This window comes from Paraburkholderia sp. SIMBA_030, assembly GCF_046535245.1.
Classification (GTDB): Bacteria; Pseudomonadota; Gammaproteobacteria; order Burkholderiales; family Burkholderiaceae; genus Paraburkholderia.
Map to the genome: position 1 here is coordinate 1 of NZ_JAWRXB010001107.1, position 253 is coordinate 253.

Below are 253 nucleotides of genomic sequence, written 5' to 3' on the forward strand. Positions count from 1 at the left end.
CTCGGCGATCGCTTCGTGCGAGAGCCCGTGCACCTTGCGCAGCACGAACACTTCGCGGCAGCGCGCAGGCAGCGCGTTCACGGCGCTTTCGAGCGCGCGCGCCGTCTGCATGGCCTCGGCGAGCTGGCTCGGATCGACCGGATCGATCGCCAGATCGGCGAAGGCGTCATTATCGTCGTCGAGCGGCGTCACGTCGATGCGTGCGTGCGCCGACGCGCGGCTTTCGCGGAAACGGTCGATCATGAGGTTCTCG

1 protein-coding gene is annotated in these 253 nt (G+C 68.0%); it reads right to left on the reverse strand.

Annotated features, from left to right (window positions below; translation table 11 throughout):
• A partial coding sequence (locus tag SB772_RS43440; protein WP_410838953.1) for an RNA polymerase sigma factor occupies positions 1–243 on the reverse strand: 243 nt, incomplete at its 3' end.
• Positions 244–253 lie beyond the last annotated feature (10 nt).